The organism is Rhodococcus sp. KRD197 (assembly GCF_017168235.1).
Taxonomy (GTDB): domain Bacteria; phylum Actinomycetota; class Actinomycetes; order Mycobacteriales; family Mycobacteriaceae; genus Rhodococcoides.
This window is the reverse complement of the sequence record NZ_JABFAO010000008.1, coordinates 1-23,234: the sequence shown is the minus strand read 5'-3', so window position 1 is coordinate 23,234 and position 23,234 is coordinate 1. Positions and strand designations below refer to the sequence as shown.

Genomic DNA, 23,234 nt, shown 5'->3' with positions numbered 1-23,234 from the left:
GTTGCATCTGCGAGATGCCCTTCGTTGTGGCCGAATTTGATCCTCGAGAAATCTCATTCTTCCACTACGACAGGGCATTTCGTGTCTGCGACCCGCGCTTGGTCGCTACCGAATCGGTGCAACCAGGATAACCCAGTTTCTGTGCCGCCTCCAGTTGGGGCTGATCCTCGGTGGTTCGAGAGTATGTTCCGGAGAAACTGTCTCGTGTACTCCGCGATGAGAACGGCGACGTTGTGGGCCCGTTCGCGTCGTGGAAGGGCCGCAACAAGCCGCGGCGAGCGGACCGACGGTGGGCGAGCGCGTGGAGCCTGAGCAGATCGCGAACCGGTTGCCGCTCGATTTTCCCGACGACGAGTCGATGCGTATCTCTCACGAAGCGGTATATCAGGCTCTCTACATCGAGGGCCGCAACGCGTTGGAACGTGAGTTGGTGGCGTGCCTGCGTACCGGCCGGGCACTGCGCAAACCACGGGCGCGAGCGAAGAAGCTTCGAACAGGGTTTATCACCGACGACGTCACCATCGCCGCCCGCCCGGACGAGGTCGACAACCGGACGACACCTGGCCAGTGGGAAGGGGACCTGATCATCGGACCCAATCGGACCGCTGTGGGCACACTGGTCGAACGGACCAGCAGATTCACTACGCTGCTGCATCCTCCACACAAGGACGGTTACGGTGAAGCTCCGCCGGTGAAGAACGGGCCGGCGGGGTCGTCCGGACCGCACCCCATGTAGGTCGGCGAGTGTGGCGGTAGCGGTTGCTGGGTCGCGGGCGTCCTTTCTCGACAATGATGGCTAGCGGCGGGCGCGGGATCGACTGCGCTGGGCCGGTTCAGCCGGGTTCCCCGATGCGCCCGTGTCCGGGGTGCGGGGAGCGCGGCCGGGCGCCCAGACCAGCAGGATCGCGGCACCCGCCGCCGCGATGAGTGCGAGGACGATCGCGGACTGCTCGGTGCCGTGCAGGAACGCGGACTTGGCGAAGTCTGCGAGTTGCCGGCCGGCCGGTCCCGCCCGGTCGGCGACCTCGAGGGCGCCAGCGAGTGAGTCTGTGACCGGGCCCCGAGCCTCCGGTGGGAGCCGCTCGATCGCCGGGGCGACGTTGTGGCTGTACCCGGCGGCGAGGACACTGCCCGCGACCGCGATGCCGATCGCCGCACCGATCTCGCGGGTGGCGTCGTTGACCGCCGCGGCGACCCCGTGCTTTTCGACCGCGGTGTCCGAGACAATGGCCGCCGTCGCCGGTGCCGCGGCAAGGCCCAGACCCCCGCTCATCATCAGCGTCGGCCACAACACGTCGAGGTAGGTAGAGTCCAAATCCAGCCGGCTGACGAAGTACAAACCCGCGGCGATGGCGAGCAGACCGGTCACCGTCATCAACCGTAACCCCAGCCGGGCCGCCATCCACGGTGCGACCGCCGACAGGAGCAGCAACGGCACCATCATCGGTGCCAACGCCAGCGCCGAACCTAACGGGCTGTATCCGAAGATCAACTGCAGGTATTGGACGAGGACCAGGAAGACGCCGAACGTCACCAGGAACTGGATCGTGATGGAGAACGATCCGCTCCCGAAGCCCCGACGGGCGAAGAACCGCACATCGAGCAGCGGATGATCCACCCGTAACTCCCACACCACGAACACCGCCGTGGCCACCACACCCAGCCCGAACCCGGCGACCACCACGGGATCCGACCAGCCACGTGCCGGCACCTCGATGATGGCCAGCACCACCAGTCCGATCGCGAATACCACCGCGACCGATCCGATCACATCCATCCGCGGCGGATTCTCCTGGCGGGATTCGGGAATGGTGTAGGCGCACAACAGCAGAAACACCCCCACCCCGGTCAGGCCGACGAAGATCGACTGCCACGACCAGTAAGTGAGCAGCACCCCGGACCCCAGAATGCCCCCGCTGCTGCTCGGGGAAGCCCGCGGTCAGGATCGACAGCGTGGACGGCATCACGAACGCCGCCCCCACCCCGGCCGCGGCCCGCGCCGCGATCAACCACCACGGGGTCGATATCAACAGTGGTGCCGCCGAGGCGAGCGAAAACAGCGTCAGCCCCACGATCAGCACCGCTCGCCGGCCGTAACGGTCACCTAGCGCCCCGGCGGGTAACACCAGACACCCCAACGCCAACGTGTACCCATCGACCACCCAGGTGAGCTGGGTTTGCGTCGCCCCGGTGGTGACCGCAATGTCCGGAAGCGCGGTGTACAGGGCCGCCATCGACGCGACCACCAACGCCACCGACAGGCACGAGACCACCAACGTCCACTTCTGTGCCCGCGACAGCAGCACCCGATCACCCGAAGCCATACGCCACCTCCACATATATCGCGATACGATGGGTATCGCTTCGCTACTATAAGTAGCACGATGTTGGGTAAGTGGATAGTGCCCGCGACTGATTCGGGCACAATGACGAGGTGGGCGAGAAGATGATCATCGAAAACCTGGTTGACAACGAGGACCGGCTCGTGGATCCGCGCAAGGCACGCTCACGCGCACGACTGCTCGACGCGGCGACGTTCCTGCTCTCGACCGGCGGCATCGATGCCGTCACGATCGACGCGGTTACCAAAGCGTCCAAGGTCGCGCGGACCACCCTCTACCGGCACTTCACCGACAGCACCCAACTCCTGGCCGCGGCGTTCGAACGTCTGCTGCCCCCGGTCACCGCACCGACTTCGTCCGGAACGGTCCGTGAACAGTTGATCGAACTGCTGGACCGTCAGGCCAAGCTCATCGAGGAAGCCCCCGCCCAACTGACGATGCTCGGGTGGCTCGCCCTCGGGTCCGTTCAACCCGACACGGCCGAGACGACATCGCATCCCGAAGAGGACCGGAACCCGGTCAGTTCCCTTCGCGCGCGGGTTGTCGACCAATACCGCGAACCGTTCGACCGGATCCTGGGCAGCCCCGAAGCCCAGCAAGAGCTCGGTCGCTTCGACACCAATCTCGCCCTGACCCAACTCGTCGGACCCATCGTCTTCACCCGACTCACCGCACTCCCGCCGATCGGCCCGGCTGAACGCCAGCAACTCGTTGACGACTTCCTCGCTGCACGCTCCGCACACGCGCGCTGACCATGACCCCGCACTGATCTCTGCACCCGCCCCGCCCGAGGGAAACTTCTCGCCGTCGGGTCCGCAGCCCGTGTCTTCGACGCCTTGTTGCGGTCTACCGTTTCACCGCGCGGGAAGTCGCTCGTTGTACGGATCCCCGAAGGAAACCTCGTGTCCGCTCGTAACCAGTGCGTGAGCGTCATTCATCGTTCTGCGCGGGGAAGAAGAAACGGACGGTACGTCCGCGCATCGGCGTCGCTGCCGGCGGAGCCGAATCGGCGGACAAGCCCGGTACGGGCGAGTCACCTGACGGCTCCGCTCCCCAGTCCCCCGGTACAGACGCGTCCCCGGTGTCACAGGAGTGTTCGCTCACGCTGGGCAGGGTGCACAGTGCAGGCAACCCAGGCAACTCGGTTGCGTACGGAGAATTCTTCACCCTGCTCGACGCGACCCAGTTCGTCGTCACGCAAGCATAGGTGCTCGCAATTACCCGTGAGCGCGAACACCTCGCCGACAAAATCGTGCTCGGAGGTCCGCTCGATCCCGACACGTACGTCCTTGCGGCCGCCGGTACGGACACCGCGATCTCCGTACACGGTCGGACAACTGCTCCTGGATCGGGCGGGTGCACGATGACCGGCGAGCACAGCGAGACGATGCTGAGCGAGACCGACGTTCTCGAACTCGACATCCACCGAAGTTCGACGCTCGATCACGTGGCGACGGCATCACCACCGCAGGAGGCCCGCCCGAGACTGCGGCATTGGGGATCGTCGTCGCCGTGCTGCTGATCTGGCGAACGAAACGCTACGGTCCCGCACTGGTGATACTCGCGACCGTCGCCGCGGCGCACTTCACTTCCGAGGCCCCGAATCGGAAGTGGGTCACCGACTTCACGTACTCCAGGACGTGGGCGGGGTTCGTCTACGTCGCGTTCGTCATCGACTGCTTCTCCCGAGCCATCGTCGGGTGGCACGCCTCGACGGTCAAAGACACCACTATGGTCACCACCGCGTTGAAGATGGCGCTGTGGCGACGAGATCACGGTGGACACCGCGTTGGACCCGGCCTCATTCATCACAGCGACGCCGGCAGCCAGTACACCTCGATCGCGTTCGCGGAAACGCTTGTGCTCGAGGGCATTGCGGCATCGATCGGAAGCGTCGGGGATGCCTACGACAATGCATTGGCAGAGAGCACAATTGGACTATTCAAGACCGAAGCGGTCTCCAAGCGGAGCCCGTTCCTGAGCGGCCCGATGAAGACGATCGACGACGTCGAATTCGCCACGATGGGGTGGGTCGACTGGTTCAACCAACGCCGACTCCACAGCACCCTCGACTACCTCACGCCAGACGAATTCGAGGAGGTCTACTACAGTCAAGAATCGGCACTCCACCCGGAGATGTTGCAAGCGTAGGAGCGGCAAGAAACCCGGGACGGTTCAGACATCTGCACTGACCGGAGGGGTTCTGGACCCGAGCATCCTCGTCGCCACATCCGGGTTGATCGGCCTCCTCGTCGCGATTTTCATCGAGACGGATCTGCTCGTCGGATTCTTCCTCCCCGGTGACTCCCTCCTCTTCACCGCCGAAGTTCTGGTCGCCCAGACCGATCCCTTCGTTCCACTGTGGGTGATCCTGCTGTCCGTACCGATCGCGGCCGCGCTCGGTGATCAATGCGGATATCTGATCGGGCGCGCCGCCGGCCCGGCAGTCTTCGATCGCCCCGACGCGAAACGCCTCGGCCCCGCCCAACTCGCCCGGGCACAGGTGTTCTTCGACAAATACGGCGCTCGTACCGTCGTTCTCGCCCGGTTCGTACCAGCTCATCCGCACGCTCGCTCCCGTCATGGCGGGGGACGCAGGGATGAAGTACCGAACGTCCTCGTCTAACAACCTCGCACCGTGCGCGCTTACGGGTATGACTTGTTGGCATTCTGCCGCTTGCTCGACGCCGAGGAGACCGATCTCGACGATGTATCAGTGGAGACCGTTCTGAAATTCACAACCCTGTATCGGGGACCGAGGGCGGGATCTCACCAGCACAGTTAATCCCTGGTCGCGGTGTCCAACCGGGTAAGCGCTGCGTTGAATGCGTCCGGCTCCTCCATGTTGATCATGTGTCCGATCAACGGCAGAGTCACCATCTCGTGCAATCTGCCATGTTGCCGCAGCCGCTCTGCCAGTTCTAGAGAATGAACTTCAGGTGTCAACTTGTCGGCAGTGCCGACAAGCACTGTCGTCGGCACTGCTAATAGGTCAATCCCTGCGCTCACGTCGATGGTGGCTAGGACCTTGCCCCACCCCCCCTTACAGTCGGCGGGCACCGCAACACGATGTCGGAACACTCGGCGACCACATCGACCGGAGCGAGGGGACCCATCGTGCCGTACTTCACAAGTCGCCGGGTGAGTCGCGTGTTGGCCATCTCCGGCCCCGCCAACGCAAGACTCAAGGCGAACACGCGCTTGAGTGAGGCGGAGAATCGCCGTGGCGACCTGATCAGGATTGACTTGCTGACCACTTCGGATGGACCCGTGCTGGCCAAAACGGCGGCGCGGGAAAGGGCGGCCACCGAGTCGGGGTGTCCCGCCGCCCAGCCCATGATGGACATACCGCCCATACTGTGCCCGACGACCATCGCCTTGCGAGGTAAGGTGACAACGGCGCGCAGAACCGCCTCCAAATCGTCGGCGAGGACCGAGGACGACAACGGCGCTTGCCCCCGATCGCTCCAACCATGCCCACGCTGGTCGTACACCACCACACGGTGGGTCTTGGCGAAGTAGTCGATTTGTGGCCGCCAGAATCGGCCTTGGCATGCCCACCCGTGGCTGAACACCAGCAGAGGCGCGTCATCGTCGAGTCCGAACTCTTCGACGAACAGCCTCGTCCCGTCGCCGGAGAGTACCTCCCTGGTTCGTCGAGAAACATCGACCCCTGCTGCTGTGTCAGAGATCATCGAAACTCATGGTCACGGCGTCGGTGCGCGGTAGCGCTTGGCAGGAAAGGCGTTCGCCGTCCTCGATATCTTCATCGACCAGGATGTTGTTCCGTACCATGTCGACCTCGCCTTCGATCAGCTTGCACACACAGGCACTGCACGCTCCCTCGCGGCACGAGTACGGAGCGTTGTATCCCTGCGACAACAGCACATCGAGCAGCGGCGTGTTACGCGGCCACTGCGTGGTTATGCACTCGCCGTTTAGGTAGACCGTCGCCGTAGCCACTCCCTCAGCGTCGCTGAGTCGCCGCAGTGTGGCGTTGTCGAACGGGTCACCTGAGAGAGACTGGAACACCTCTCGATGCACAACCGAATGAGCCACTCCACACGCGGTGGCAGACCTTTCCACCAGGTCCATGAAGAGGGCGGGGCCGCAGGTAAAGATCTCCGACCCCTTGTGGCCACGGATGCGCTTCTCTACAGCTTCGGACGTTGGGATCCCCTTCTCGGACTCGAGCCAGTCGACCAACGTGAACCGCTCGGGGAACTCGGAGCTGATCTGCTGGAGCTGCCGCGCGTACATGATCGAATCGGCGTCACGGTTCGCGTAGAACAGCACGACTTCCCCTCCGCCCGATACCAGTGCCGACTTTACCAGCGACAGGACCGGCGTGATGCCACTGCCGCCGGCGAAGAACAGCATGTCGACGTCCAGGTTCTTCGCGGTGAACTGCCCCGATGGGGGGAGTGCAGTGACCTGCATACCAACGGAAATGTTGTCACACAACCAATTCGACGCGTACCCACCGTCCGTACGCTTGACCCCGATCTCGAGACGGAAATCATCGACGTGAGGAGAACTGCTCAGCGAATAGCATCGTGCGACATGACCGGTCTGGTCGGACGGGATCTTGAGAGTGATGAATTGCCCGGGTTGGTGTTTGAAATCGTCGACGATCTCGTCCGGCACCTCGAAGGAGATCGTGATGGAGTCCTTGGTCTCTTGCACGACCTCCGACACTGTGAGAGTCCGCGCGCGCGAGGTGGTCTTGGGGCGCGCCTCCTGCTCGACGCTCATTTGAGGATTCCCCGCTTGTGCGCCCACGCGTAGCCCATACGCGTCACCGGCGCAGCCGCGTCCTGGTAGCGCGGACCTATAACGCGTGCGATGAAGTCGAATCCCCGTGCGTCTGCGCCGATCAAGACGCGGGGCTTTTTCTTGTCCACGCCCTTGAGGATCGTGGACGCTGCCTTGTCGGGGGTCGTTCGTGCGATCTTGTCGAACACCGAGGCGATAGTGCTCGTATCCGCTCCCATGGCGGATACGCCCCTGGCGTGGTTGACGATGTTGGTCTTCACGCCACCGGGGTGAACGCACGTCACGGTGACCGGGTACCGGCTGATCTTCATCTCCTGGCGAAGTGCTTCGGTGAAACCACGGACACCGAACTTCGATGCGTTGTACGCGCTTTGGCTGGGGATACCGACCAGCCCGAAGACGCTGGAGGTGTTAATCAGATTGCCATCACCCGAGGAAATCAGGTGCGGAAGGAATGCTTTCGACCCGTTGACGACACCACCGAAGTTGATACCCATTAACCAATCGAAATCTTCCCAGGACATATCAATGACGTCGGCACCGAGTGCGACGCCCGCATTGTTGAACACCATGTTGATCTGCCGGAAGGAGGACTGGATGCCATCCGCGTAGTCCTGGACCGCCGAGCGATCCGCAACGTCTAGCACGGAGGTCTCAACCGTCGCCCCATGCACCGTACGGCAGATGTCGGCCGTTTCCTTGAGGTGCATCTCGTCGATGTCGGACAATGCAAGGCTGGCACCGCGTCCTGCCAGCTGGAGGGCAAGTGATCTGCCGATCCCGGAGGCGGCCCCGGTGACGACCGCGACTTTCGTCGCGTAGTCGCGCGATATCGCACTACTCACTGTTGTGTACTCGCTTCGCTTCGTCGATGTGTTCAGTAGGGGTCTGTCAGGCGATTTCATAGTCAGCGGGCTCGAAGTCCTTGGTGGCGCGCCAGTACTGCCATGTAAACCCTGGCCAAACCGTGCGGTTGACACCGTGCGAGTCGAGGTACCAACTGGTGCATCCACCCTTGGTCCATACGCCCTTGGCGAGTTTTTGCTGAATGTCTTTGTTGAAATGTTCTTGAATCTCGGGCCGCACGTCGATGCGCTGCGCACCGCGACTCGCCACAGCGTCAATGGCCTTCATGATGTACTTGATCTGTTGTTCGATCATGAACACGACCGAATTGTGTCCCAGTCCGGTGTTGGGTCCGAGGAGGAAAAACAGGTTGGGGAAGCCCTCGGTTGCGATGCCGAGATGGGTGTTGATGCCCGTCTGGTGCCAGTGCGTCGGCAGGTCATCGCCCCGCGCGCCCTTGAGCTTGAGCTGATCGAACCCGTCGGTGACATGGAATCCGGTGGCATAAATGATCACGTCCGCGGGATGTGATACGCCTTCGGACGTGACGATCGAGTCTGCGGTGACCTTGTCGATCCGGTCGGTGACCACCGTCGTGTTGGTCGCGGCGAGTGTGGGATAATAGTCGTTCGACCCCAGGATTCGCTTGCAACCGATGCGGTAGGACGGCACAAGCTTCTTGCGGAGCGCTGGATCGCTGATTGAACGCTCAATGTTCCATTTCGCAACCTTCTCGATTGGACGCATCAGATTGGAATGGCCGTTGAGACCCACAGCCAGGCTCTCGGCGCCCCAATACGCGGACCACCGCGCAAGGCGTCGAGTAACCGGGACCTTACTGAGCAGCGTGCGGACAGCGTGAGGTACCGCGAAATTTTTGCGTGGCAGCACCCAGGCCGGGGTCCGCTGGAACACCGTGAGCGTGTCGGCTTCCTTCTGCACGAAGGGCAAGAACTGGATCGCGCTGGCACCGGTGCCGATGACCGCCACCCGCTTTCCCGCGAGGTTCACAGAGTGGTCCCACTCCGCGGAGTGGAACGCCTGGCCAGCGAAGTTCTCGATCCCTGGGATGTCTGGAAAATTCGGGATGTGCAGGGCACCTACGCCGGACACGAGATACTGCGCGATGTACTCGCGACCTGACTCGGTAAAAAGATGCCACCGCGATTCCGACTCGCTCCAGTAACCCGAGACAAGCTTTTGTCCGAAATGGATCTTTTGCGTGACGCCTCGCTTGTCGGAGATGTCCTTCAAGTACTGCTCTATCTCGGGCTGCGGCGACCAAACCTTCGACCAGCTACCGCGGCTCTCGAACGAGTAGGAATACATTAGGGACGGGACGTCGCATGCGCAGCCCGGATAGGTGTTGTCGCGCCACGTGCCGCCCACGGAGTCGGCTTTCTCCAAGACTATGAAATCGCTGTTACCTCTGCGGCGAAGCTGTACGGCCATGCCAAGTCCGGAGAAGCCGCTGCCAACAATTAGGATCTTCGTGGTAATCGGCGCGGCGGTACCCGGTCCCGACGACGTGGCGGTGCGTGGAGAGCGCTTGGTGGAAGACGTCATTGTGTATCGATACTCCTGATGATGGTTGCTGAGGCGCGGTCAATTCGCCCCGTTCCGTTGGGTCGTCGATATCGACGCGCTACGGCTGAGGTGCAAGCAGACGAATCTGCCCGGAGCCCCGTGGGACGACGCGAGCGCGCGGAATTGGTCGGTGGGGGCCGCGCGATGCGACCGACCCGTCACCGAAGATCGTCGGGAAGGCTACGCGTGGCGCGCCACATCGCCATCGTGAACTTGCCTTCCATCATCCCGGCCTCATGGAAGAAGCGGATCATCGGCTCGGACATGAACTGCAGGTTGGTGCCGTAGTTCGGGCTGGTTTGCTGCGCCCAAATGCCACGCACCCGGTTGATGCCGACAGCGGGGTACACCCTCGGGTTAATCAGCAAAGGGTACGCAAGGTTGGCGATGACCGCGAGCGTGCCGCGATGCCACGCTCGGGAGATGCGGCCACGACGCTGCATTCCCTCGACCATCTCCAAGCGAGCAAAAGTGATGTGGCGCGCTTCCTCAAGCACATGGATCTTCATGAGCTGCCGCAGGTGAGGCTGCATTTCAGGATCATTCATACCCTCACGCTGCGCCCGGTCGAGAATTTCTTCGATCAGAAGGGTCGCGCCGGACACGGACGGGCCAAGGGGGACAAAGTGCAGGATCTTGGCGAAACTGAGCATACCCTTGGGCAATTTGTATGGCGCGACGCCCGTTTTGTTGATCAGACGGGCGAACATCGTCGAGTGGCGTGACTCATCGCCAATCTCCGTAAGGGCGAAGAGGGACCGCTGATCGGTGAGTGCTCCTTTTGCCGCCATCCGCAGGAGGGCAGAACTCAGAAGGTTCTCGGCGTATATGCCGAAACTGAGGATGCTTACGATCTCATGCCGACCAAGTTCGAATTTCTGTTCATCGCTCATCTTGTCCCACAACTTCGAGCCGTAAAGCGACACGCGGTGTTCAGGCAAGAAGCGCTTACCGTCCTCCCATGGGGAATCCCAATCGATATCGATATCGGCGTCGTAAAACTTCTCGGCCGACGAACGCAACAACCGACCGGCCGATCGTTGCATGTCTACCGGCTTGCGCCCGTTGACGCGCGAGAGTCCCTCGGTCGAGATGTCGGACTTGGTTTCGACATCCTGAATCGTCATCCAAAAACCTCCGTGTAGTCGGGCCGGGCTTGAGTTTCGAATGGAGCCTGTTACTCCAGGTACCCGATACTGCTAGTATTATCAGCGACCGACCAATTGTCAACGATTGATGAAGAAAGTTGGGTACCAGTGTCCGATCAGCACGATCTCGACTACTCTGGCCAGGCCACCCTGGTGTGCCGAGGCAGAGAGATTCCTGTCGAGGTGACAATCAAGGGCTATTTTCAGCCCCTCAACGGCCTGTACACCTGGTACGGCCGAATCAGCAAGAATGACGAACTCGCAGCGCTACTGGAGGGCAAGCGGACGATGGCGGTCTTTACGACGCCCGAAGGACGCGCCGAATGCGTTGTGGGTGACGTCGATTTCTGGGGTCGCTACCGCGTGTACGGCAAGAGTCGACCTCCATATCACGTCCCCACCACCCTTGAGGAAGTGGAGTGATGGCCGATAGCGAAACATCACAGCTACAGATCAATCGGCCCGGTAGGAGCGTCGTGACAGATCAGTCGAGCTCGATTGCAGGTGTTTCAGACTCGTCCCCCGTTCACGCCGACCCGGTGTTGGCGGGTTGGACGGCAGGTATGACTGCAAGTCTGCCCGAAGGTACGAAGTTGCCACCGCACTCGGTTCGTTGCCTGGGGTGTGGTCCGGACAATCCGCACGGACATCATCTTGATGTACACCGCGATGGCGAACGCGTGATCGCTGTGCATACCTTCGACGAACGTCACGTAGGAGCACCCGGTATCGCACACGGTGGCGCTGTCGCCACCGTGTTCGACGACCTGTTCGGCTTCCTCCTCTTCATCGTCGGCGAGCTGGCCGTCACCCGGTCGTTGCAGGTCGATTACCTTGCACCCGTGCGGCTCGACACTCCGTACTCGGTCACCGCGAACCTCGACCGACGTGAAGGCCGTCGGCTGTACGTCACCGCGCAGCTGCACGCGCAGGGTGGGCGCGACATCGCCACGGCGACAGCCGTGTTCGTGACGGTTCCAGTCGAGCACTTCACGCGGGCATCCGAGCCGCACTGATCGCGGTGGCAAGCAGCGCCCCGATCTGCGACGACACTCCCCTGATCCTGGTCCACAACACACCGGGATCAGACGCCGTACGGCACGCCTCACGCCGTGCCGCAGCATCGCCATGTCGGCGATGGAATCCGCTCCGACGACCAATCCTGGACCAGGGATCGATCTTTCGGCCGGCGTTGGCACCGGCGTCGGTCGGTGGTGACATCAGGTGCTGATCAGCGAGGGTGAGCAGGCCCGACCTTTGCGCCAGTGCCATGACCGGGACCAATCCCGGCGACGGACATGAGGTTGGGGTCGTCGAAGCGTGCGACGGCGACAGGTCGGGTGTGAGATAGTTGCATCTGCGAGATGCACTTCGTGTGTGATTAAAATTCGCTCTATGAGAGAAGTCTAATTCTTCACCACGACAGGGAATTTCGTGTGTACAACTCGCGCTGAGTTCTCACCTGATCGGTGCATCCAGGGTTTTATATTGCGTTGGTGGAGAGGACAATTGGTCTATGCAAGACCGAAGCCGTCCGTGACCCCCGTTCAAGCATTGACCGCTTGACCAGCGTCGGCGATGTCGGCCGCTCACCGCGACTGGGGTGCACTGGTATGTTGCCAGTCGTCTCAATGCACCGACTCGTCCGTTGACCGCTACTCTATCAGATCTGCGTGATACTCTTCGGACTGTGGAGTTATCATCAGTCTTCGGGTCCGTTCCGCAGTCGATTCAGCGGCGGGTCGCGGACGCCAGAACTACGCGTTGGGATTCGCACCGGGTGGAGGCACGGGCTAGGATTGTAGACGCAGCAATTCGAGCCATCGAGCGTCACGGTGTCGCTGCGAGCATGGAAGATATCGCGACTGAAGCTAACGCCTCGAAGCCGAAACTGTACCGACATTTTAAAGATCGGGCAGACTTGCATGGCGCAATCGCTCACAAATTCGGTTCGTTGATCTGGGCTTCTGCCGAGCGGACAGTACTGCAAGCGAAAACGTCAACGCCCATCATTGTCTTTTTGCGCGAAGCGATAGAAGAGTACGTCGTTTTAGTCGACAAATACCCGTCAGTTTTTACTTTTTTGATTCAGAACCAGTTGTTTCAGTTCTCTGGGTCCGGTAGAGGTGGTGCGGCAGAAGAATTGCGAACCATTTCTATGATCATAGCGGAGCAATTCGAGCGACGCTTAGAGGACCTTAAGATGGATACCTCGACGGTTCAGCTGGCCGTAAGCTCGATCTTGGGTTCTGGACTTTCGGCCACGGGGTGGTGGCTTGAACAAGGCCGCGAGGAGGGTGTCGCCCGAGCAGTCATTGTGGATCACTTAGTCGAGACAACATGGGCAATAATTGCCGGTTCGGCTGAGCTTGTGGGGGTATCGATCGATCGGCGGCGCGTTTTCGATGATCCCGACTTCATGATTCGTTGCGTTGATCTATCCGATTACCGAAGGTGACCCTCAGGCGCAGTTCGACCGGACCGCCCGCACGGGCGGGTATGGCGGCGGCGTGGGATTGAACTCCTTGCGCAAGAGAAACAGATCAGACCGCTTGGGTGGCTGGAATCGGGTCCGCAAACCGTTGACGATCGCTAAAATTGGAGTGCTCTCCTTGCCTGTAGGGATGCTTGGCCCCGTACCGAGCGTCACGGGTTTGGGCCGCAGAGACCTTCTGTCTGGGTCGCCGACAGTGACCCTGGCGTCGAATCCCAAATCGGCTTTGGCTATCTGGGGATGCTCACCGATGTAGCCAGACTATTTGGACCAACGGTTCCTCGGATGGCGGCCGCGAGTTCTCCGACACCGACTGGCGTAGCACCGAGTGTGGTCTGCGGTGAGGTTCACGGTTGTCGGCGTTGTCGTGCTGTAACCGGACTGAACACCATTCCCGACGCAATCACCGCGATGGAACCGTTCCGCGTCGTCGCCCTCGCCGGCCTGGAGAACTCGCCCAGCTCGGGAAGGACGCTGCACCGTAGGCGGGCGGACATCCTCGCCTACTTCACGCACCGAGCGCCGAACGGGCCGACCGAAGCCATGAATGGAAGGCTCGAAGCGCTGCGCCGAACGCCCTCGGCTTCCGAAACCTCACCCACTACAGAATCCGATCACTGCTGCACTGCGGCAACCATACCCGAGCGCTCGATGAAACTAAAACCGGAAGCCGCTTCATTCGGCAGGTCCATAGTCCTCTACAACCCATGTATCGCCCGACTTCGTCACCGCTACTTTCAGAAGCGTTGGGAGATCGCTGGCCTGAGGATTCTGGACGTTTTGGGTTCTCTGGTTGGCGAACACTAAGACCGTATAGTTTTCAGCATCTACCCGGGTGACACTTGTCCCTAGCACACGACCGCTCGCCGACACTTGCGCTTGCTGCATGATTTGGGTAAGTGTTGGCTTCACCTCGTCGTACCGCTTCACCAAGGCTGGTGAGGCGTTCTCCTGGACTGATTGGAAGAATTTGTCAATTGACTGGTGATCATAGGTGAGCGACTTTTGAGCGTACTCCGAGGCGACCTCGGCGGCGTGGCCTCTCGCTGCCAACTCGTTTTCGGCACTCGTTTTCGCGTTGTTGATATCAGCGTAAAGGTAGGCAAAGGCACCAGCGACCATGGCTAAGGCCACGGTGAGTGCCGGGAGAGCCCGGCGTTTGACACGGTGACCCACCGAACGGTCCCCGCGGGGGCGATAGGCCCGTCTGAGTACATTCTCGCGGAGGCCACCTTTGCCCCTGCCCGCGTGAGCGGCAACATCGGACCTATTGGTCTCTTTTGCTGTCGCTTTCGCGGGAGTCTCAGGAGGGGTGGAACCCGACGGCAATTCAGGCTGTTCGCCGGCACCGATCGTCGATGCTTGCTCTCCAAGCTCGTCATAATCGTTCTCCGGAGTCGGATTTTGCTTCATGTGGTGGACCCTTACGTTACTACTCGGTACATGTCGATGGCGTTGCAATTTGCGGGGCTCAACATCCGCTTCAGTTCTCGGGTATTACCTCGAGGGGTAGGACCGCACGACCGGGGGCATGCTGCGGGAATGCTCGAGATAGTAGATCGCTGATCGAGGCGAAATCGATATAAGTATCGGAAATGCGCGCCGTTGATGGCTTGACTGCGCGCGTGATGGTGACGATCTCGGGCTGGAGTACCTGAATGTACCCACTGAGCTTCTCCACGAGCGTTAAGATTGGAGGCCACTTGTCATATGAACCGGTAGTGAAATTTATGAAGGCACGCTGGATTCTAGCCAGCCCATCCACGGCCGCAGGCGTCCTCACGGAGGCTGTACTTAGCACATCACCTGCATCGGCAGTAGACATCAGGCCGAGTATGAACTCTGCATTGTCAGCCGCAACCCGCAACGAGCCGTCGCGGGAGACGAACTCAGCCATTCGGAGAGACATGTCGCCGATCAATTGCAGATCAGCGTCGCGGCCGTTCACCGCTTCCGCGATGGTCGTGTTCAACTGGTCGATGGAGTCCGAGTCGAGCGCGTCGGCAACCTGAGCGAGCTTGGGAAGCACCTCGGGGATAGAGGTAGAGACATGGACTAGATCCTCGGGAATGACATCTCCGTTACGATACAAATCACCATCGTCGCTCTCCGGAACGAAATTGACGTACTGTTCACCAGCGATAGAAAGGTTCTGAATGTTTAACCGGCTATTCCGAGGAATTCCCTTGTCCGAATTGATCGACATGCGAATCTCTAATTTTCGAGCCGAGACGCCGATATGAGTGACTCGACCAACCGGAACTCCCCGTACCAAAACCGGTGATGTGTCCAATAATCCACCCGAAGCCGGAACGGAGACCATCAGGGTGTACTGAGAGTCCCAGGGCTTTACTTTTGCTATTCCAACCATGAGATATGCCCCACCTACGAGCAGGACCGCGATCAGAGCAACTACCGAGAGCGCAGATTTTCGGATCATGGCAACATTCCAATCGACCTCAGAACCATTATCACCGAGTCTGCACTACCGTATGCCATTTCGCGCCCATCAACGGAGAACTCCGACACGTTCATGCTCGGGGCACTCGCCAATGGGATAAGCTTGTCGCGCAACAGGTTTGTCGCGCTTCGGACCACTCTTTGTGAGGTGATGTCGGATGTTGATATCGACCGAATCACCGGCGTAATAGCTCCGATGCTTTGGGTCAGTCGCTCATACTCAGGATTGACGATGCGTCCGGTGCTCACTGAAAAACTCCTTAGATTCGCGATCAGCAAGGCAACTTCGACTAACGAGGTACCGAGCCCGGAGAAGTTGCGCCCACCCTTGTCGAGCATTCGGTCGATCCCGTTAGGGTCGTTCAGCACAGTCCGCAAGGTACGGTTCGTAGATTCTAGGATGCGGTCAAGCTGGCCCGTGTTGCGAGAGACGTCCGACAGGGTGCGCAGTGTGGTGTCGTAGAGTTCTCCGAACTCACGTTCATCCTGCGGAAAAGTTGCATTCAAAGTGCTGATGGCAGTGTGAATTTTATCCAACTCACCGCCCCCCAGAATGTTGGCCATTCCGCGCATCACATCCTCGACATTGGCAGCCGGCTCAGTTCTGCTCAACGGTATCACCGCCCCAGGCGCTAGCGCGTCGCCCGCCGCGGGGGTGGTCGTGATCGGCGGCAAGATTGCTACGTAGATTTCGCCTAGGAGGGTGTCTTGCCGCAGTTCGGCGCGCGACTGCGCAGACACGACAGCCGTATCATCTATGGCAGTCTGCACGACGGCCCGGCCGGCGTCGTACTGCACGTTGGTTACTGTGCCAACCCGCGCGCCCGCCGACAGGACCTTCGCTTGAGCAGGCAGGTTCAGAGCGCTCGTGAACTCGATGTCGACGCGATAGCTGTCATCCCCCAGCCTGGGCAACGTGGGGGGATTATCGGCGTCGATTCCGCATGAGCTGAGGAAGATAATCAGTGTGAGGAGTAGGCACGGACATCCCAGTCGTACCCAATGTCTCGACAACATCAGCGAACACCCCCCAGCAAGCCGCTGATTTGTGAAGCAGAAAGCAAAGCACCCGCATTGGGACCTGCATTACCGGAACAGACGTTCTGCGCTGTCGGGGCCCCACACTGATCGACGAGACTCTGCAACGGAATTGATCGCGAGAAGACTTTGACAATGGATTTCGCGTCGGGATACTCACCGATCAAATTTGCCATCCGGACGGCGAACGTTGCGACAACATCCGGTCTGTTCGCGGCATCCGCGACAAGGGGCACAGCTGTGTCGCCGATCTCAAAGATCGGGGGGCCTAAGTCGGACGCAAATCGTGACAGGATCGGTACGAAAATATCTGCGTATTCGACCGCTCCGCCGAATTCCTCCCCGAAGGCAATAATCACCTCGATCGCGTTGACGAAATTCGCGAGTAGCGCGGACACTTCTGCGCTGTTTTTTACAGGAACCTCGGTCAACGTCGCCAAGTTTTCGACTATTCGCCTGATTTGCCCGTCTCGCCGTGCGGGATCATCAATCAAGGATGCGGAATTCCTCAGAATGCTCGACACGCTGGTCTCCGTGCCCTGCATGTTCTGCGAAATCAGCTTGAGTGACTGAACGACTGCGTCTGTATTGGCGCCGTCATCCTTCAGTAGGTCATCGGATAGTTGATCGATTGAATCGAGTGTTTGGCTGATTCCCAACGGGGTTCTAGTCTTGGCGATCGGTATACAACTAGAACTGTCGTACTTTGCGCCGCCGCTATATGGCTCGGTGAACTCGACTTGCCGCTCGGTCACGATCGATGTTGACACGAGAGTGGCACCGACCTCAGCTGGCAGAACTAGGTTTTGGTCAACCTCCATGTCGACGCGTACGCTCTGAGGCGTCTCGTGGACGGCAACGACTTGGCCAACTTTTTTGCCTAGCATCGCAACGACGTTGCCCTCGTACAATCCTGATGTGTCTGTGAATTCCGCACACAGCGCTCGCGTACTGGTGCCGAACGGCGTGCTTCTTAGGATTAGCCCGGTCGCCACAGCGACGAGGACGAGGACGACCGCAGCCACTAGGCTCCATTTGCGGACTGGCCGTTTCAACATATCGCTCCCGGAGTTGGGATACACACCTGTATCATCTCACCGGTTTCCTGCGCGCTCTCGGTAGGCACGCCGAGTACGGTCTCGAGGCGTCGGGTGATCTCGTCGACCTGGTTCAGCGCATTGTAATAGTCTGGAAGTCGACCCTCGACTTTCGCCAGAAGCTCCTTGAACTCCTGTACAGAGGGCTCTATCCCTGCTTGATAGGCAACTAGCGGCCTGGTCAGCAAGGCAAATAATCTTTTAAGGTAATTGAACCCACTTTGAACGTTTTGAATATCAGGGCCGAGCGTGCTGGCGAGGAAGCTTAGCTGGCTCAGGAAGTCGGCGAGATCCTCTTTGCGGTCCGCCAGGGTCAGAAGGTATTCGTCGGAAAGTTCTACGGCCTGATCGAGCTGCTGATATTGCCCCTGCAGCAGGTCCATCAGTTGACTGGTGTTCCTCAACGCATCGGGGATGTAGGTGTTTCCGTCGGAGAACCCGTCTTGCAAGAGTTCAGCGGTCTTACGCAAGTCGACGCCACTGACATCTCGGAACACCGGTGTGGTCGTTTCCAAGGTGCTTGAAATGTCATATGCCGTTGTGGTGCGTACCAGTGGGATCGGATCAACTAGTTTCGTCTCGCCCATTCCAGGGTCGACGTCGAGCACACGGCCACCAATAGGGGTCGTGAGTTTGACGGATGTCGATGCCTCGGCGGTAACACGGACTCCGTTCTCGACTCCAAATTGCACGGTGATGTGCGTGCCGGTCAGTTGCACCGAACTCACTTTTCCTACGCGTGTGCCGGCGACACGCACTTGATCGCCAGGTTCCAGCCCTCCGGTGTTTCGCATCAATGCTGTGTATGTCGTTTGGTTCAGGGGGAATGCATACACCGCCACCGAGATGAGAAGACCAGTGGCCAAAACCAATGTGAAAGATACGGCGACTATCAGGTCGCGCCGCCGCCCGGGCTGGCGGCGCGGATGGGCCAATCTCGTGAGGCGCATCATTGGCACACCACCAGCCGCTGGCCGAGTAGTACCACTTCTGCCGTTGGGGGAAGTGGGCGCGCACCCGCCGAACATGCACTGCCCGATGCCCCAACGTCGCGCGTCGCTACCGAAACTGCGTCCAATAGCGGCTTGAGAAGAACGGCACCGTCGAGCATCTCCTCCCACCCGCCGTCACGTAGGAGCCGTTGGAAAATATCGTCGTAGCTGTTGTCATAAGTTCTGTCGAGTTGCTCGCCGAGAAGCACTGCCGGTGCCAGTGATACGTTTACTTCGCGAAGCGACTCCCGCAGCCGATCGCTTACCTTGCTGAAGGCGTCGACGATCGAGCCCAGCTTGTCGATCAGCTCAACCAATTCAGTCGAGCGTCCTCGAAGCTGCTCAGAGAGCGCGCCGAGGCTACTCACAATGTTGGTGATGATCGCAGAGCGTTGCTCACCATACTCCGTAAGATTGGCTATCTGCTCCACGACGGGTGCAATTCCGGCACCGTCACCCTGAGCGACGCGCAACAGATTGCTCTGGAGAGTGTTAATCTCCCTTGCGTTCAAGGTATCAAACACCGGTTTGAAGCCGTTGAAGAGGGTCGACACATCGAACGAGGGAATTGTATTTGACACAGGGATATCCTCTACTGACATTAAGGTTGATTCTGTTCCGTGTTCGGGCACGATAAGCTCGACGTATCGCTGGCCCAGAAGATTCTGGTACCTGATGGCGGCTTGCGTTCGCTCCGTGACCCATACGCCACCATTGAGTTGAAAGGAAACTTCGGCGAACGAACCAACGAGTTCGACCGCGGTCACGTAGCCGACCCTCACGCCCGCGAGTCGCACGCCATCTCGCTCCTTCAACCCTGACGCGTCGGTGAACACCGCGGTGTGTGAACTACTGGAACGATCCGAGCTAGGCTCAAGGATAGCCACAAGGACATACGAAAACGCAGCGATCACAGCAGCGAATACCACGATCTTAAACAGTGCGGGTCTAATTGATTTCACTAGCGAACTCCTGAGAGAGGTACCGCCACGGCTAGTGCCTGCTGAAAGACGGGAGAAGTCCGGATTATCGCCGCGACTTGCAATTGCACCCTGTCGTCGATGCGCGGAGTCGCCCTGTCGATTCGTTCGAGCAGTTCGGGAAGGGTGTCGATCGTGAGCGCTAGCCCCGAGGCCGAACGCGCCACCGGCGTCGCGAGATCAAGACCAACATCCAGCAACGAGTTCAGGGCTGGATAATTTTTGCTCAACAAGCCACCCAAACCACCAAACAGGACCTCCCCCGTATCAGTGAGGTTCCCTATCGAGCGGTCGACGTTGCTCGGCGTTCCGAAGAAGTCAGCGATATCGGCATTGACCACGAGGCCAGGTACAAACGGTTCGAGAAAGTCCGCAGCGCCCGACGAAAGATCCGCAGCGATTTTCAGGTCCTCACTCGCCGGCCGCTGCTGAACATCCCGCGTCAGCCGAGCCAACTCGAACATGACCCTCCCGGAATCAGCGACCGTTTGCGACTGGTCGACGACGAACTTGACTACAGCGTTGAACGCTGGGGTGTCCAGCGCCCCGACCAACTTGGCGATTTTTCTGACCAACGTGGACACCGACGTTTGATTCGATTGCTCCTTGCTGACGTATACGCTGCCATTTTTGGGGATACCTACGCCTCGACCGGCGTCTACAATTTCGAGCACTATGGGGCCGAGGCCGTTTGACGAGGTGTAGTTCACAGCTAAGTCGTCTCGCAGATCGAGTTTCGCGCCGACGGTGTTCGGGAAATCCAACTTGACGCTCGCTCCGTACTGTTTGTTGTCGATTGTGTCGACCGCACCCACGGTCGTTCCGAGATACTTGACCTCGGAACCGGCGCGTAACCCATCGCCGATCTCTTCGGCCTCAATTGTCACAGTCCACTGTTCTTCGTATTTGCCGGCAGCGTTTCCGGCAATGAAATACGCGATCACCGCGGCAATTAGGACGACCACTGACCCTCTCGCAAGTTGGTTGGTAGCCGACGGCGCGCGACCCGTAAGATCTCTATACATTGTCATTCTGACGTACTCCTACCCTGAGATTCTAACGCCGGAATCGAATCCCCACATCAGTAGCGTCAGAATCATGTCCTCCACCACAATAATAATGAGGCTCGCCCGGATCGCCCGGCCGGATGCACGGCCAACTCCCTCCGCTCCGCCCGTCGCATAATATCCCTGATAACTGTGCACAATGACGACCGATACCACGAAGACGACCACTTTAATAATCGAAAACAGAATGTCCTGAGGCACCAAGAACTGGCTAAAATAAAAATCGTACGTCCCCGTCGATTGACCGTGAACATATATGACGACAGCCTCGGCTGCCGCATACGCGAGGAGGAGAGTCATGATATACAGCGGAATGATGATGGTGACGGCAGCCAGAACGCGGGTACTGACCACAAACGGAATCGGTCGAACCGCCATTGACTCTAGGGCATCGATCTCTTCAGCAATGCGCATCGACCCTATTTCCGCAGTTAGGCGGCAGCCAGCCTGAGCGGCAAAGCCGATGCCAGCGATCATTGGCGCTAGCTCGCGCGTGTTGGCGTACGAAGAAAGGAATCCGGTGAGCGACCCCATCCCCACGAGATCTAGCGATGCGTAGCCCTGAATGCCAATCGAGGCACCGACCGCGAGACCTAGAATGACCAGGACGATCGCGGTTCCGCCACCGACAACAACAGCACCCCTCCCCCAGGCAAACTCTTCAACGTAAAGCATCGTCTGGCGTCGGTAAATAGACAGTGCATACCGCATACCCGCAGCGGTCTGCAACGCAAACGTGGTGACGTGACCGACCTGCTGCAAAAACTGCACAGGAGTATTCAGCGCGGCAGACAACGGACGGGTAAAGGAACTACGGTGAGTTGAAACCACTGTCTTCATAGGGTCTGTTTCTACCTTCACAGGGTCCGCCGCTATCCGATCGTTATCGGAGCGAACATCGTCGTCAGTTGCGTAATAACGAGATTAATGATGAAGCAAGTGATTACCCCCAGAACAACCGTCGCATTTACAGAGGTCGCCACGCCTTGGGGCCCGCCTTTGGTCGAGAGTCCCCGGTGACACGCGATCGCGACGACGACCAATCCGAAAATCAGCGACTTTACAATTGCAAGAATCAACTCTGTGACACTGGTGAACGACGCAAACGACGCCACATAGCTGCCTGGCGTGATGTCCTGAACGCTGACGCTGAGGGCGTACCCGGCGACCAGCCCGGTAACAATGATCAGCAAGCACAGCATCGGAGCTGTGATGAGCACCGAAACGAAGCGTGGTGCAACCATTCTGCGAATCGGATTTATTCCCATTGTCCGGAGAGCATCGATCTCCTCGCGGATCGTCCGGGCACCCAAGTCCGCCGCAATGGCTGAACCCGCAGCTCCGCCGAGAAGTAAAGCGGTGACTATCGGCGCTCCCTGCTGAATTATACCGAGACCTCCTGCGGCCCCCGCTATGGAAGTGGCACCTACTTGTTGAGTCAGACTGCCAACCTGAACCGACACGATGACACCGAACGGTACTGCCACAAGGATGGCTGGTAACGTCGTCACGCTGATAACGAACCATGTCTGAATGACGATCTCGCGGATCGGAAGTCGACCCGTAAAAAAATCCTGGACGGTCCACCGGATCGCGGACGCAGCGAGCACCGTGGTGCTGCCGACGGTAGCAAAACTGTCAGCAACGCGCGTTAAAGCCGAGGGTGCAGCGTTCACAGGTCCCTTAATAAGGTTGATCTCATCCGGTCGTTACAGAAGGTATCAGGTACTTGAGGTTTCAGGGCCAGTACTGCGGAATCGCTCTTCTTGCGCTGCGATAGCGGGCACTCTATCGGGCGCGGGCACCTGACAGGTCCCCGCGATAGACGATATGGAGGTCTTGGCTAAGGCGCGATACGGCCCCCGCACATGCATCGCTCCAGAATGCGCGACGTACACATGCCGTGGGTACCGGACTGACTATCGATCACGGCAGCTCGATACGCAGTGAAAGTTCCTTCCTTGCCAGAATGCACCACACCGACGACTCGATCGGGAGACGCCGTTTTGACGCAACAGTCAGTCGAACGAATGACTGTTGCGGGAACCGACGCACCTGCGTGCGCGTCCAACCAGACATGGACGACGACGAACGCGCAGCCATCCGAGCAGAAGGCCACGACCCCGACCATCCGACTGTCCTTCATGCCCTGGGCCAGGCCAAACGCAGCCTGCACCTGGACCTTCACCGCAAACGACCTCGACGGCCGCCACCTGCTTCACTGAACGGGCTCACCAGCGTATTCGACAGTCGAACTTTTGTACTGCTTATCTGCTTAAGCCCGAATGCACCGATCAACTGATGGCGTCGCTGTGAGTTTGGTTGTGCGGCTTCGAGTGGAGTGCGGGCGTGGGTGATCGTCCGACCTCTCGTGCCGGGTTGTTCCACTGGGTCTTTCGCGTCGAGG

At 59.6% G+C, this 23,234-nt stretch carries 24 protein-coding genes and 4 pseudogenes; 11 read left to right on the top strand and 17 right to left on the bottom strand.

Annotated elements, in window-relative coordinates; all coding sequences use genetic code 11:
- Positions 1-173: 173 nt before the first annotated feature.
- Positions 174-709 (top strand): annotated as a pseudogene (locus J1M86_RS13735) (IS30 family transposase); the annotation flags it as partial.
- A gap of 61 nt (positions 710-770) precedes the next feature.
- Here J1M86_RS13735 and J1M86_RS13730 read toward each other — a convergent pair.
- Positions 771-2,324: pseudogene (locus J1M86_RS13730) on the bottom strand (MFS transporter); the annotation flags it as partial.
- Positions 2,325-2,446: 122 nt separating this feature from the next.
- Between J1M86_RS13730 and J1M86_RS13725 the strand changes: the two are divergent.
- The 5 genes from J1M86_RS13725 to J1M86_RS13705 all read left to right on the top strand — a co-directional run bounded on the left by J1M86_RS13725 (position 2,447) and on the right by J1M86_RS13705 (position 4,968).
- The gene (locus tag J1M86_RS13725; protein WP_075840841.1) at positions 2,447-3,094 is read left to right on the top strand and encodes a TetR/AcrR family transcriptional regulator; all 648 of its coding nucleotides are present in this window, start codon (positions 2,447-2,449) and stop codon (positions 3,092-3,094) included.
- Between the two features lie 167 nt (positions 3,095-3,261).
- Positions 3,262-3,549, top strand: coding sequence for a hypothetical protein (locus J1M86_RS13720; RefSeq protein ID WP_075840831.1), 288 nt, complete (start codon positions 3,262-3,264; stop codon positions 3,547-3,549).
- A complete protein-coding gene (locus tag J1M86_RS13715; RefSeq protein WP_075840832.1) occupies positions 3,550-3,864 on the top strand; it encodes a hypothetical protein in 315 nt (104 codons plus the stop codon).
- Complete coding sequence (locus J1M86_RS13710) at positions 3,855-4,493, top strand: IS3 family transposase (RefSeq protein WP_269419448.1); 639 nt, start codon at positions 3,855-3,857, stop codon at positions 4,491-4,493. Before J1M86_RS13715 ends, J1M86_RS13710 begins: the two co-directional genes overlap by 10 nt.
- Before the next feature lie 85 nt (positions 4,494-4,578).
- Positions 4,579-4,968, top strand: coding sequence for a DedA family protein (locus J1M86_RS13705; RefSeq protein WP_075840833.1), 390 nt, complete (start codon positions 4,579-4,581; stop codon positions 4,966-4,968).
- Positions 4,969-5,123: 155 nt separating this feature from the next.
- Here the strand turns inward: J1M86_RS13705 and J1M86_RS26390 are convergent, their stop codons facing one another.
- The 6 genes from J1M86_RS26390 to J1M86_RS13680 form a co-directional block, all read right to left on the bottom strand.
- Positions 5,124-5,351 (bottom strand): alpha/beta hydrolase, encoded by a 228-nt coding sequence (locus J1M86_RS26390; RefSeq protein ID WP_241260075.1) that lies wholly within the window; start codon positions 5,349-5,351, stop codon positions 5,124-5,126.
- 11 nt (positions 5,352-5,362) lie between these two features.
- Positions 5,363-6,037, bottom strand: a complete 675-nt coding sequence (locus J1M86_RS13700) for an alpha/beta fold hydrolase (protein ID WP_241260074.1) — start codon at positions 6,035-6,037, stop codon at positions 5,363-5,365.
- On the bottom strand, positions 6,027-7,097 hold the full coding sequence (locus tag J1M86_RS13695; protein ID WP_206510285.1) for a ferredoxin--NADP reductase: 1,071 nt from the start codon (positions 7,095-7,097) through the stop codon (positions 6,027-6,029). Before J1M86_RS13695 ends, J1M86_RS13700 begins: the two co-directional genes overlap by 11 nt.
- Complete coding sequence (locus tag J1M86_RS13690; RefSeq protein WP_075840834.1) at positions 7,094-7,963, bottom strand: SDR family oxidoreductase; 870 nt, start codon at positions 7,961-7,963, stop codon at positions 7,094-7,096. Before J1M86_RS13690 ends, J1M86_RS13695 begins: the two co-directional genes overlap by 4 nt.
- 46 nt (positions 7,964-8,009) lie before the next feature.
- The gene (locus J1M86_RS13685; RefSeq protein WP_075840835.1) at positions 8,010-9,530 is read right to left on the bottom strand and encodes an NAD(P)/FAD-dependent oxidoreductase; all 1,521 of its coding nucleotides are present in this window, start codon (positions 9,528-9,530) and stop codon (positions 8,010-8,012) included.
- 179 nt (positions 9,531-9,709) lie between these two features.
- On the bottom strand, positions 9,710-10,678 hold the full coding sequence (locus J1M86_RS13680; RefSeq protein ID WP_206510283.1) for a diiron oxygenase: 969 nt from the start codon (positions 10,676-10,678) through the stop codon (positions 9,710-9,712).
- A 129-nt stretch (positions 10,679-10,807) separates the two neighbouring features.
- On the opposite strand from J1M86_RS13680, the gene J1M86_RS13675 reads away from it, so the two are divergent.
- Complete coding sequence (locus J1M86_RS13675) at positions 10,808-11,122, top strand: DUF4873 domain-containing protein (protein ID WP_075840836.1); 315 nt, start codon at positions 10,808-10,810, stop codon at positions 11,120-11,122.
- A 257-nt stretch (positions 11,123-11,379) separates the two neighbouring features.
- Positions 11,380-11,715, top strand: a complete 336-nt coding sequence (locus J1M86_RS13670; RefSeq protein WP_307786633.1) for a PaaI family thioesterase — start codon at positions 11,380-11,382, stop codon at positions 11,713-11,715.
- 93 nt (positions 11,716-11,808) lie between these two features.
- On the opposite strand, the pseudogene J1M86_RS13665 reads toward J1M86_RS13670, so the two are convergent.
- Positions 11,809-12,056 (bottom strand): annotated as a pseudogene (locus tag J1M86_RS13665) (IS1380 family transposase); the annotation flags it as partial.
- Positions 12,057-12,389: 333 nt separating this feature from the next.
- Between J1M86_RS13665 and J1M86_RS13660 the strand changes: the two are divergent.
- Together J1M86_RS13660 and J1M86_RS13655 are read left to right on the top strand one after the other, a co-directional pair.
- Complete coding sequence (locus J1M86_RS13660) at positions 12,390-13,157, top strand: TetR/AcrR family transcriptional regulator (protein WP_269419447.1); 768 nt, start codon at positions 12,390-12,392, stop codon at positions 13,155-13,157.
- 501 nt (positions 13,158-13,658) lie between these two features.
- Positions 13,659-13,816, top strand: a pseudogene (locus tag J1M86_RS13655) (transposase); the annotation flags it as partial.
- 52 nt (positions 13,817-13,868) lie between these two features.
- On the opposite strand, the gene J1M86_RS26385 reads toward J1M86_RS13655, so the two are convergent.
- From J1M86_RS26385 to J1M86_RS13610, 9 genes are all read right to left on the bottom strand, one after another.
- Positions 13,869-14,606, bottom strand: coding sequence for a hypothetical protein (locus tag J1M86_RS26385; RefSeq protein WP_230558469.1), 738 nt, complete (start codon positions 14,604-14,606; stop codon positions 13,869-13,871).
- Between the two features lie 70 nt (positions 14,607-14,676).
- On the bottom strand, positions 14,677-15,564 hold the full coding sequence (locus J1M86_RS13645) for an MlaD family protein (protein ID WP_241260072.1): 888 nt from the start codon (positions 15,562-15,564) through the stop codon (positions 14,677-14,679).
- 65 nt (positions 15,565-15,629) lie between these two features.
- Positions 15,630-16,568, bottom strand: a complete 939-nt coding sequence (locus J1M86_RS13640) for an MlaD family protein (RefSeq protein ID WP_230558468.1) — start codon at positions 16,566-16,568, stop codon at positions 15,630-15,632.
- 101 nt (positions 16,569-16,669) lie between these two features.
- Entirely contained in the window at positions 16,670-17,749 is a 1,080-nt protein-coding gene (locus J1M86_RS13635) for an MCE family protein (protein WP_075840843.1), read from the bottom strand.
- The gene (locus J1M86_RS13630; protein WP_206510287.1) at positions 17,743-18,738 is read right to left on the bottom strand and encodes an MlaD family protein; all 996 of its coding nucleotides are present in this window, start codon (positions 18,736-18,738) and stop codon (positions 17,743-17,745) included. The genes J1M86_RS13635 and J1M86_RS13630 overlap by 7 nt, the downstream gene beginning before the upstream one ends.
- A complete protein-coding gene (locus tag J1M86_RS13625) occupies positions 18,738-19,742 on the bottom strand; it encodes an MlaD family protein (RefSeq protein ID WP_206510281.1) in 1,005 nt (334 codons plus the stop codon). The genes J1M86_RS13630 and J1M86_RS13625 overlap by 1 nt, the downstream gene beginning before the upstream one ends.
- A complete protein-coding gene (locus J1M86_RS13620) occupies positions 19,742-20,704 on the bottom strand; it encodes an MlaD family protein (RefSeq protein WP_307786632.1) in 963 nt (320 codons plus the stop codon). The genes J1M86_RS13625 and J1M86_RS13620 overlap by 1 nt, the downstream gene beginning before the upstream one ends.
- Before the next feature lie 99 nt (positions 20,705-20,803).
- Positions 20,804-21,667 (bottom strand): ABC transporter permease, encoded by an 864-nt coding sequence (locus J1M86_RS13615; RefSeq protein ID WP_075840845.1) that lies wholly within the window; start codon positions 21,665-21,667, stop codon positions 20,804-20,806.
- 32 nt (positions 21,668-21,699) lie between these two features.
- Positions 21,700-22,437, bottom strand: a complete 738-nt coding sequence (locus tag J1M86_RS13610; protein ID WP_075840846.1) for an ABC transporter permease — start codon at positions 22,435-22,437, stop codon at positions 21,700-21,702.
- A 420-nt stretch (positions 22,438-22,857) separates the two neighbouring features.
- On the opposite strand from J1M86_RS13610, the gene J1M86_RS13605 reads away from it, so the two are divergent.
- Positions 22,858-23,052 (top strand): hypothetical protein, encoded by a 195-nt coding sequence (locus J1M86_RS13605; protein WP_139318311.1) that lies wholly within the window; start codon positions 22,858-22,860, stop codon positions 23,050-23,052.
- The last annotated feature ends 182 nt before the right edge of the window (positions 23,053-23,234 follow it).